Genomic DNA, 12,031 nt, shown 5'->3' with positions numbered 1-12,031 from the left:
GCCCAGATGATTGGCCAGACCCCGATGCGTGACCGCCACACCCTTCGGACGACCCGTCGACCCCGACGTATAGATCACATAGGCCAGCTCATCGGGGTCAGGAGTCCGCTCAGGTGCCCTGCCGGAAGCGGCGGCGACCGCGTCCGCGGTCTCGGGCGCGTCCACGCACACCAGTCGGCCATCGAACTCCGCGGGAGCAAGCGCCAGTTCGGTGATCAGGACGGTCGCGGAAGCGTCCTGGAGCATCCCGGTCACACGGGCCTGCGGAAAGCCCGGGTCCAACGGCACGAACGCCGCCCCCGCCTTCCACACACCCAGCATCACCGCATGCAGATCCACACCCCGCTCAAGCAGCACACCCACCACCGAGCCACGCCCCACCCCGACAGACCCCAGATACGCCGCCCACCGATTCGAAGACACCTCCAACTCCCCGAACGACAGCGAGAAACCAGAGCCCTCGACAGCCACAGCACCCGGCGCCGCAGCAGCCCGCTCAGCGAAAACAACCGGCACCGGCACGCCCTCACGCACAGCACCCTCACCGGACGCCTCCCAGCCGGCGAGCACCTCGGAGTCGTCCGCCGGCAGGAACACCGCCGACGAGTCACCCCCGCCGTCGAGCGCCATCGCCTCGAACACCGCCCGGTACATCCCCGCCAACCGCTCACCATGGGCACGCGACAGCACCGAGGTGTGCGTCTTCAGCGTCAGACCGCCACCGGACGTGGTGACCGTCAGGGCGAACTCGTTGGAGCCCGAGCCGAAGCCGGCGGCGAGGTCGATCTGCTCCTCGTCCAGGTTGTGGAAGTCCTGGTAGTTGAAGATCACGTCGATCAGCCGGTCCGCGCCGCCCGCGAGCCGCTGGACCTCCGGCAGCGGGAACCTGCGGTGCGACCACAGCCCCACCTCGGTGTCGAAGACCTGCTTGACCAGTTCGCTCCAGGTCGCGGCGGTACGGCGGTGGGCGAACGGCAGCGTGTTGAGGAACATGCCGTGCACCCGGTCGGCACCGAGGACCTCGAGGCGGGTGTCGCACACCAGGCCGGTGTGGAAGGCCTCTTCGTGCGTGAGCTGGCTCATCACCTTCAGATGGCCTGCGAGCAGCACGCTCTTCACCGAGGCGCGTGCCGCGGCGGCCAGGGCCCGCAGCGGCTGCTCCAGGTCGACCAGAGGCACGGTGACGCTGTACGCCTCCGACGCCGTGGCCGCCTCGGTGGCGGCCCAACTGTCCGGGAGCGCGAACGGGATGTGCCCGTTCACCACGCCGTCCCAGTACGCACGGTCCTCCGGGGAGGCGAGTGCGGCGAGTTCGGCCGCCACCGTGTCCGCGAAGCGGACCTGTGGCGGAGTGTGCGTCGCGGGGGTGCGGCCGTCGCGCAGAGCGCGGTAGCAGCCGATCAGCTCCATCAGCGTGGAGTGCTGGCTCCAGCCCTCGGTCACCATGTGGGATCGGGTGAGCCCCAGCCACCAGCCGTCGTCGGCGAGATGAGCGCTCATCCGCAGCTGCGGAGCCGCGGCCGGGTCGATCGGGTGTGCCTGCTCGGCGTCGACATGGTCACGGATCGCCGCGTCCACCGCCTGCTCGTCGAGGCCGCGCAGATCATGGACCCGCAGCGGTACGTCGACTCGGGAGTGGACGAGCTGCAGCGGAGTCGAGCACGTGGACAGGTCGAAGGACGTACGCAGCGCCTCGTGGCGTGCGGTGACCTCGCGGATCGCCGCGCGCAGGGCCTCTTCGTCGAAGGGCTTGTCGTCGCGGACCTTGTAGCCGCCGGTGCTGTGGTAGTGCGCGGTGGCGTCGGCCTGCAGCTCGTAGAGCATGCCGGTCTGCACCTGGGTGACTGGGTAGGCGTCGTCGAGGCCGGCGGGCAGCAGGGCCCGGTCCTCCTCGGAGATCAGCTCGAACGGCCGGACGGGGCGGTACTCGGCGGCCGGCGCGCCACGGGTGCCGATGAGGGCGGCGAGAGCGGCGACGGTGCGCTGCTCGAAGACGTCCCGTACGGAGATGTCGTGGCCGGCCGACCGGAGTGCGCCGACGAGGGCGACGGCGCGGATGGAGTCGCCGCCGAGGTCGAAGAACGAGTCCTCGATGCCGACTCCCTCCAGGCCGAGTATCTCGCCCCAGACCAGGCAGAGTTGCTGCTCGAGCGGGTTGCGCGGGGCGAGCGCTCCGGCGTTCGCGGCGAGGGCCGAGGTGTCGGGGGCGGGGAGGTTCTTCTTGTCGAGCTTGCCGTTGGTGGTGAGCGGGATCGTGTCGAGTTCGACGAAGGCGGCCGGGATCATGTAGTCCGGCAGGTCCTGGGCGAGGGCCTCGCGCAGAGCCCGCGGCTCGATCACCGAGCCCTCGGCCGGGACCAGGTAGGCGACCAGGCGCTTGTCGCCCGGGGTGTCCTCACGGACCACGGTGACGGCCTGCCGTACGGCCGCGTCCTTGAGCAACGCAGCCGTGATCTCACCGAGTTCGATCCGGAAACCACGGATCTTCACCTGGTCGTCGATACGGCCCAGCACCTCAAGACCACCATCGGCACGACGACGCGCCACATCACCACTGCGATACATCCGCGAGCCCGCAACACCCCACGGATCAGGCACGAACCGCTCAGCGGTAAGCGCCGGACGCCCCAGATAGCCACGAGCCACACCAGGACCGGCCACATACATCTCACCGGGAACCCCCACCGGCACCGGCTGACCCTGCGCATCCAGCAGATACACCGCCAGATCACCCAGCGGACGCCCCACCGGGCTGACCCCGGGGACCCGCAGATCGCCGGACCGCACCTCGTAGTACGTGACGTGGACGGTCGTCTCGGTGATGCCGTACATGTTGATCAGCGCGACCCGGTCGAGGCCCACGCGCTCGGTCCAGGGCGCGAGTTCGGCGACCTCCAGCTTCTCGCCACCGAACACCACGGCCCGCAGCCCCAGGGCGTCGATCCGCTCATCCCCCGAAGCCGCCGCCCCGACCAGCGAACGGAACGCGGTCGGCGTCTGGCTCAGGACCGTCACGCCCTGCTCGACAAGAAGGTCGAGGAAGTCCTCCGGGGACTGCGCGACCTGCTTGGGCACCACCACGACACGGCCGCCGAAGGCGAGCGCGCCCCACATCTCGAACACCGAGAAGTCGAAGGCGTACGAATGCATCATCGACCACACGTCATCCGCCGTGTAGGCCATGTCCGCGTGGCAGGTGTCGAGAAGCCGCACCACATTGCGGTGCGTCAGGACCGCGCCCTTCGGACGGCCCGTCGAACCCGACGTGTAGATCGTGTAGATCGCGTTGTCCGGACCTGCCACGCGCGGCAGGTTCTCCCGCGACTGGGCGTCCAGCGCGTCGGCGACCTCCGGGTCGTCGAGGACGATCAGCGTGCCGTCGTAGACCTCGCCGAGCGAGCCGGCCAGCTCGCGGGTCGTCACGACGACCTGGGCGCCCGCGTCCGACAGTACGTACGCGAGGCGCTCGGCCGGGTTCGCCGGGTCGAGCGGCAGATACGCCGCACCCGACTTGAGCACACCCAGCAGCGACGGGATCAGCTCGGCCCCGCGCTCCAGGTGGACACCGACCAGGTCCTCGGCACCCATCCCGAGCGCGGCGAGGTGCCAAGCGAGCTGATTGGCGCGGGAGTTGACCTCTCCGTACGTGAACTCCGTGCCGCCGGCGACCACGGCGACGGCGTCCGGGGTCTCGGCCGTACGCGCCTCGAACAGCTCGTGCGCGAGCGCCGAGGACTGCTCCAGAAGACACGGCGGCTCGACCACCGCGGCCCGCTCCCCCTCCGGCAGATACGTGGCCCGCGCGTCACCGGACGCGCCCTCCGCCGCCATGCTCTCCAGAACCGCCCGGTACATCCCGGACAACCGGTCGGCGTTCTCCTGCGACAGCAGATGCGTGTCGCTGCGCAGCCCGAGGAAGCCGCCGATGGAACTCACGGCGAGACCGAACTCGGTGGCGGTCTTGTTGATGCCGTTGCCCTCGTCGACGATCTCCCCCTCTTCCAGGATGTGGAAGTCGAGATAGGTGAAGAAGACGTCGATCAGGCGCTGTCCGCCGGACTGGATGGCGGCGAGCGGGTAGCAGCGGTGCGGCCAGGCCTCGACCTCGCGGTCGAAGACCTCGCGCACCAGCTCGCCCCAGGTCGAGGCGGTGCGGGTGTACCCGTGCGGCAGCGTGGTGATGTACATGCCCATCAGCCGGTCGGAGCCCGCGACTTCGGGCCGGGTGTGGCCGACCAGGCCGCTGAGGAAGGCCTCGGCGTCGGTGAGCTGGCTGAGCACCTTCAGATGGGCGCCGTGCAGCACCGCCTTGAACGGCACGCCCGCCTCCGCCGCGAGCGCCTTGAGCCGGGGCTCCAGGTCGCGGTAGGAGAATCCGGCGTCCACGCGCTCGGCGGGTGCGTCGAGGTCGCCGTGCCAGCCCTCGGGCAGGGTGAACCGGGTGTGGGTGTCGACCAGGGTCTGCCAGTACGCGCTGTCCTCGTCCGAGGCCAGCGAGTCGAGCTCCGCGGCGACGCTGTCGGCGAACCTGACGGGCAGTTCCTCGTACGCGGGCTCGCGTCCGTCGCGCAGATCGCGGAAGGCGGCGATGAGCTCCTTGAGCAGCTCGTGGTAGCTCCAGCCTTCGAGCAGGGCGTGGTTCTTGGTGAACGAGACCCGCCAGGTGGTGTCGCTCTGCACGTGGACGGTGATCCGGATCAGCGGATCGGACGAGTTCAGGTCGAAGACGTCGGCCCGCTCGGCGGCGGCGAAGGCCACCAGGTCGGCGTGCAGCCGCTCGGGGTCGGTGCCGCGCACGTCGTGGCAGCCGACCGGAATGGCGACATCGTGGTGGACGAGCTGCATCGGGACGCTGTACGTCGTGAGGTCGGCCGAGGTGCGCAGGATGTCATGGCGCCGGCCGACGATCCGTACCGCCTCGGTGAAGACACCGAGGTCGAAGGGGGCGTCGTCGTTGACGAGGAACGACACGAAGTCGTGGTAGTTGCCGCGGTCGCCCGAGGCGAGCGTCTCCACGAGCATGCCGGTCTGCACCTGGGTGAGCGGGTAGGCGTCGTCCAGGCCGGCGGGCAGCATCGCGCGGTCCGCGTCGGAGATCAGCTCGAACGGTGCGACCCGGCGGACGGCGTCCGGCACCTCACGGCCGGTGGCCGAGGCGCAGAGCGCGGCGATCGTGGTGTGCGAGAAGACGTCGAGCACACCGACCTCGAAGCCGGCCGAGCGCAGTGCGCCGACGAGGCCGACGGCCCGGATCGAGTCACCGCCGAGCTGGAAGAAGTCGTCCTCGACACCGACGCGTTCCAGACCGAGCGCCACCGCCCAGACGGCCGCCATACGCTCCTCGTCGAGGGTGCGGGGGGCGACGTAGGCATCGACGTCGACGGACTGGATGTCGGGGGCGGGGAGGTTCTTCTTGTCTAGCTTGCCGTTGGTGGTGAGCGGGATCGTGTCGAGTTCGACGAAGGCGGCCGGGATCATGTAGTCCGGCAGATCCTGGGCGAGGGCCTCGCGCAGAGCCCGCGGCTCGATCACCGAGCCTTCGACCGGGACGAGGTAGGCGACCAGGCGCTTGTCGCCCGGGGTGTCCTCACGGACCACGGTGACGGCCTGCCGTACCGCCGCATCCTTCAGCAACGCAGCCGTGATCTCACCGAGTTCGATCCGGAAACCACGGATCTTCACCTGATCATCGATACGGCCCAACACCTCAAGACCACCATCAGCACGACGACGCGCCACATCACCACTGCGATACATCCGCGAGCCCGCAACACCCCACGGATCAGGCACGAACCGCTCAGCGGTAAGCGCCGGACGCCCCAGATAGCCACGAGCCACACCAGGACCGGCCACATACATCTCACCGGGAACCCCCACCGGCACCGGCTGACCCTGCGCATCCAGCAGATACACCGCCAGATCACCCAGCGGGTGACCGACGCGGCTGATCAGCGGGTTGGCCACGTCCTCGGCATCGATGCGGTGGTACGTGGTGTGCACCGTGGTCTCGGTGATGCCGTACATGTTGACCAGCGCCACGTCGTCGAGACCCATCCGGGTCGTCCACGGCTCGAGGTCGCCGACCTCCAGCTTCTCGCCCGCGAAGATCACCGCGCGCAGAGCCAGCTCGGCGATGCGCGGATCGCCGTCGGCGGTCAGGGCGACCAGGGAGCGGAAGGCGGTCGGGGTCTGGCTCAGGACGGTCACGCCCTGCTCGACGAGCAGGCCGAGGAATTCCTCCGGGGAGCGGGTGACGGCACGCGGCACGACGACGAGACGGCCGCCGTGGGCGAGGGCGCCCCACATCTCGAACACGGAGACGTCGAAGGCGTACGAGTGGGCCATGGACCACACGTCGTCGCCGCCGAAGGCGTAGTGCTCCTGCGCGGTCTCCATCAGGCGCACCACGTTGCGGTGGCTCAGGGCCACGCCCTTGGGGCGGCCGGTCGAACCCGACGTGTAGATCGTGTAGATGACGTTGTCCGGGGCGGCGGCCCGCTCCAGGTTGCCGGCGGGCAGCTGCGCCAGCCCGGCCGCCGTCTCCGCGTCGTCGAGGACGACCAGCGTGCCGTCGTAGACCTCGCCGAGGCCCTCGGCCAGTTCACCGGTGGTGACCACGATCCGGGCGCGCGCGTCGGACAGCACGTAGCCGAGCCGCTCGGCCGGGTTCGCCGGGTCGAGGGGCAGATAGCCTGCGCCCGACTTGAGCACACCGAGGAGCGTCGGGATCAGCTCGGCCCCGCGCTCCAGGTGGACACCGACCAGGTCCTCGGCACCGATGCCGAGCGCGCGCAGCCGCCGAGCAAGCTGGTTGGCGCGGGAGTTGACCTCGGCGTACGTGAACTCCGTACCGCCGGCCACCACGGCGACCGCCTCCGGGGTCTCGGCCGTACGCGCCTCGAACAGCTCGTGTGCCAGGGCATCCGACGGCTCCAGCTCACGCGGCGCCGCCACGACGGCGGCCCGCTCCCCCTCCGGCAGATACGTGGCCCGCGCGTCACCGGACGCGCCCTCGGCCGCCATGCTCTCCAGAACCGCCCGGTACATCCCGGACAACCGGTCGGCGTTCTCCTGGGAGATCCAGCGGCAGTTGGCGGTGAGGATGACGTGCCCGGCCCGGGAAGCCACGGTGAGCGGGAACTCGGTGGGGCTGTCGTCCATGCCGGACATCGCGTCGACCAGGTCGGTGTCGAGCTGACGGAAGTCCTGGTAGTTGAAGTAGATGTCCATCAGGCGGCCGGTGCCGCCCCACTGGCGCAGCACGGCGGGCAGCGGGTAGCGGCGGTGACCCCACAGGTCGACCTCGGTCTCGAAGACCTGCTTGAGCAGCTCGCCCCAGGTGTCCGCTCCGCGCCGGAAGGGGAACGGCAGCGTGTTGAGGTACATGCCGTACACGCGGTCGGCGCCGGCGGCCTCCGGCCTGGTGTCGCAGACGAGCCCGGTGTGGAAGGCCTCCTCGTCGGTGAGCTGGCTCATCACCTTGAGGTGGGTGGCGAGCATGACGGCCTTCATCGAGGTGTCGGTGGCCGCCGCGAGCGCGCGCAGGCCGGGCTCGATGTCCCGCCACGAGAAGCCGCACTTGTACAGGTCGAAGGTGCCGGCCTCCGGGTCGCCCCAGCCGGCGGGCATGGGCAGGGTGGCGTGGTCCGTGACCACGTTCTCCCAGTAGGTGCGGTCCTCCACCGACTCCAGCGCGGTGAGTTCGGCGGCGATGGCGTCGGCGAAGCGGATCGTCGGGGTGTCCTCGGGCTCGGTGACGGAGCCGTCGCGCACCTTGAGATAGGTGGTGACGAACTCCATCAGGAGCGAGTGGTAGCTCCAGCCCTCCAGGATCGGGTGGCATTCGACGACGGAGATCCACCAGCCGCCGTGGTCGGTCAGGTGCGCGTGGAAGCGCATGAGACCCGGCTTGGACATGTCGAAGACGTTCTTGCGCTCCTCGACGGTGAACGCCTCCAGCTCGGCGCGCACCGCGTCCCGGTCCATGCCGCTCAGGTCGAAGACGAGGTTCTTCAGCTCCGCGTGGGCGTGGATGAGCTGCAGGGGGCGCGAGTAGGCGGAGAGCTCGATGGAGGTGCGCAGGATCTCGTGGCGCGCGACGACCAGCCGCGCCGCCTCGGCGTAGGCCGCACGGTCGAACGGGACAGGATCGTGGATCAGATACGACGAGACGTTGTGGTAGTTGTTCTGCTCGCCGTCCGAGAGCATCTCGATGACCATGCCCAGCTGGTTCATGCCCAGCGGGTAGGCGTCGACGACATCGAGGGGCAGCATCGCCCGGTCCTCGTCGGAGATCAGCTCGAACGGCGCCACGCGCCGCTGCACGAGGTCGCTGCGGGCCTCACCCATCAACTCGCTCAGCCGGGCCACGGAACGGCGGTCGAACACATCGCGCACGGCGACCTCGTAGCCGGCGTCGCGCAGGGCGCCGACGAGGGCGACGGCGCGCATCGAGTCGCCGCCGAGCTCGAAGAAGCTGTCGTGGACGCCGACCTTGTCGACCCCGAGCACCTGCTGCCAGATCTCGGCGACATGCGCCTCGAGGGGGGTGCGGGGAGCGGTGAACTCGCCCGCGCTGCGCAGCTGTCCGGCCTCGGGGGCGGGGAGGTTCTTCTTGTCTAGCTTGCCGTTGGTGGTGAGCGGGATCGCGTCCAGCTCCACGAAGGCCGCCGGGATCATGTAGTCCGGCAGGTCCTGGGCGAGCGCCTCGCGCAGGGCGCGCGGCTCGATCACCGAGCCCTCGGCCGGGACCAGGTAGGCGACCAAGCGCTTGTCCCCGGGGCTGTCCTCACGGACCACGGTGACGGCCTGCCGCACGTCCGCGTCCTTGAGCAATGCAGCCGTGATCTCACCGAGTTCGATCCGGAAACCACGGATCTTCACCTGATCATCGATACGGCCCAGCACCTCAAGACCACCATCGGCACGACGACGCGCCACATCACCACTGCGATACATACGCGAACCCGCAACACCCCACGGATCGGGCACGAACCGCTCAGCCGTCAGCGCCGGACGCCCCAGATAGCCACGGGCCACACCAGGACCGGCCACATACATCTCACCGGGAACACCCACCGGCACCGGCTGACCCTGCGCATCCAGCAGATACACCGCCAGATCACCCAACGGACACCCCACCGGGCTGACCCCGGGGACCCGCAGATCGCCGGACCGCACCTCGTAGTACGTGACATGGACGGTCGTCTCGGTGATGCCGTACATGTTGATCAGGGCAACCCGGTCGAGGCCCACCCGCTCGGTCCAGGGCGCGAGTTCGGCGACCTCCAGCTTCTCGCCGCCGAAGACCACGGCCCGCAGGTCCAGGGCGTCGATCCGCTCATCCCCCGAAGCCGCCGCCCCGACCAGCGAACGGAACGCGGTCGGCGTCTGACTCAGCACCGTCACACCCTGCTCGACAAGAAGGTCGAGGAAGTCCTCGGGAGAGCGCGCGATGTGCTTGGGCACGACGACCAGACGGCCGCCGAAAGCGAGCGCGCCCCACATCTCGAACACCGAGAAGTCGAAGGCGTACGAATGCATCATCGACCACACGTCATCCGCCGTGTAGGTCATGTCCGCGTGGCAGGTGTCGAGAAGCCGCACCACATTGCGGTGGGTCAGGACCGCGCCCTTCGGACGGCCCGTCGAACCCGACGTATAGATCGTGTAGATGGCGCTGTCCGGACCCGCGACGGGCATGAGGTCGTCCGCGGCGAGCGCGTCCAGCTCGGCGGCGGTCCCCGGGTCGTCGAGGACGATCAGCGTGCCGTCGTAGACCTCGCCGAGGGACGCGGCGAGGTCACCGGTGGTGACGACGATGCGCGCCTTGGCGTCGGACAGGACGTAGCCGAGGCGCTCGGCCGGGTTCGCCGGGTCGAGCGGCAGATACGCGCCGCCCGACTTGAGCACACCCAGCAGCGACGGGATCAGCTCCGCCCCGCGCTCCAGGTGGACACCGACCAGGTCCTCGGCACCGACCCCGAGGGCACGCAGATGCCGGGCGAGGCGGTTCGCCCGCGCGTTGACCTGCCCGTACGACAGCTCCTGGCCGCCGGCGACCACGGCGACGGCGTCCGGGGTCTCGGCCGCCCACACCTCGAACAGCTCGTGCGCGAGGACGTCCGACTGCGGCAGCTCACGCGGCGCCGCGATCACCGCGGCCAGCTCCTCGTCGCTGAGCAGCTCCGCCCGTGCGACCCGGGTGCCGGGCGCGGCCAGGGCCGTGCGCAGCAGACGGACGTAGTGCGCCGCGATCCGCTCGGCGGTCGCGCGCTCGAAGAGCGACGTGGCGTACTGGAGGCGGCAGTGGAAGGTGCCGTCGGGGCGCTCCTGCACCTGCAGGGTGAGGTCGCACTTGGCCATGCCGTCGCTGCCGCCGAACGGCTCGGCCGTCAGACCGGGCATGCTGAACGCGTCGAGTCGCCACTCGTGCAGTGTGAAGGCCGCCTGGTAGAGCGGGGTACGGGACTGGTCGCGCTCCGGCTGCAGTTCGTCGACGAGCCGGGCGAAGGGTACGTCCTGGTGGTCGAAGGCGGCGAGCACCTTCTGCCGGCCGCCGTCGAGCAGTTCGGCGAAGGTCGTGTCGTCCTGCCAGGCGCCGCGCAGCACCAGGGTGTTGATGCCGTATCCGAAGACGCCCTGAAGGTCGGGGTGGGTACGTCCCGATACGACGGTGCCGACGGCGACGTCCTGGGTGCCCGCGTACCGGCCGAGCAGGGCCTGGTAGGAGGCGAGCAGCACGGTGAACGCGGTGGTGCCGTGCTCCTTGGCGGCGGCGCGGACCTGGTCGCCGAGACCGAGGTCGAGGTCGAAGAGGACGTCGTCGCCCGTGTAGCTGCGGACCGCGGGCCGGGGCCGGTCGGTGGGCAGCTCGAGCGGGGCGAGACCCGCCAGCTCCTCACGCCAGTACGCCAGCTGCGCGGCGGCGCGCGGGCTCTGCTGCTCGGCGCGCTGCCAGGCGGCGAAGTCGGCGTACTGCACGGGCAGTTCGGGGAGCGCCGCGTCCGTGTCCGAGACCTGGGCGGTGTAGCAGGCGCTCAGCTCGCTGCCGAACATCGTGGTGGACCAGGCGTCGCAGGCGATGTGGTGGAAGACGACGGCGAGTACGTGGTCGTCGTCCGCGAGCCGCATCAGGGTGCCGCGCACCGGCCACTGGGTGGCGAGGTCGAACGGCGTGGCCAGCTCACGGCGCAGCTCGTCCTGGGCCGCCTGCTCGTCGGCGGCCTCGACGACGCGCAGGGCGACGGGGCCCGGTTCGTCGACGATCTGCACAGCGGTGCCGTCGGTCATCTCGTACCGGGTGCGCAGCACCTCGTGCCGGGCGCACACCTGCTCCCAGGCCCGGCGCAGCGCCTCGGTGTCGAGGGTGCCGCGCATCCGCAGGACCAGCGGCACCAGGTACTCGGTGCTGTCCGGCTCGAGCCGGCTGAGGAACCACATCTGCTCCTGGCCGTGGCTGAGCACCAGCGGCTGCGAGCGGTCGGCCCGCGGGATGCCGCTGCGGCGGGCGGCGGCGCCGCCGCGGCGGCCGGCGAGGCGCTTGCGCAGGAGTTCCTCGCGCAGGGCTTCGGCTCTCTGGGCGTCCTGGCGGCTCATGCGGTGGTTTCCTTCGTCTCGGAGCCCGACAGCACCTCGGCGTCGGACATGGTGTCGATCTCGGAGCGGATCTCGTTCTCGATCTGCTGGGCCATCTCCAGGACGGTCGGGCCCTCGAAGAGTGCGCGGACGGAGAGGGTGACCCCGAACTCGTTCTGGATGGCGGCGATCAGCCGGATGGCGAGGATCGAATTGCCGCCGGAGTGGAAGAAGTTGTCGCGGGGGCCTGCTTCGATCCCGCCGACCTCGCGCCAGAGCTCCTGGACGAGCTCGGCGACCGGACCGAGCGGACCGTCGTCCTCCTGCGGCCCTGACTGTGCTGCCGGATCCGGGAGTCGGTCCCGGTCGATCTTGCCGTTGGCGTTGAGCGGCAGGGCCGGCAGCTCGGTGAAGCTGCCCGGGATCATGTAGTCGGGCAGCTGGTCACGGCAGT

Annotated in this window: 2 protein-coding genes; both read right to left on the bottom strand. The window is 70.1% G+C overall.

Features of this window, described 5'->3' with window-relative positions; genetic code table 11:
- On the bottom strand, positions 1–11,598 hold an 11,598-nt coding region (locus PH203_RS49265), incomplete at its 3' end, for a non-ribosomal peptide synthetase (protein ID WP_289929466.1).
- Positions 11,595–12,031: phosphopantetheine-binding protein (locus tag PH203_RS49260; RefSeq protein WP_289929464.1), on the bottom strand; the 437-nt coding region annotated here is incomplete at its 5' end. The genes PH203_RS49265 and PH203_RS49260, both read right to left, overlap by 4 nt.

Source organism: Streptomyces sp. S.PB5, assembly GCF_030403745.1.
Classification (GTDB): Bacteria; Actinomycetota; Actinomycetes; order Streptomycetales; family Streptomycetaceae; genus Streptomyces.
The sequence above is the reverse complement of the archived record's forward strand: the minus strand, read 5'-3'. Positions and strand labels throughout refer to the sequence as shown.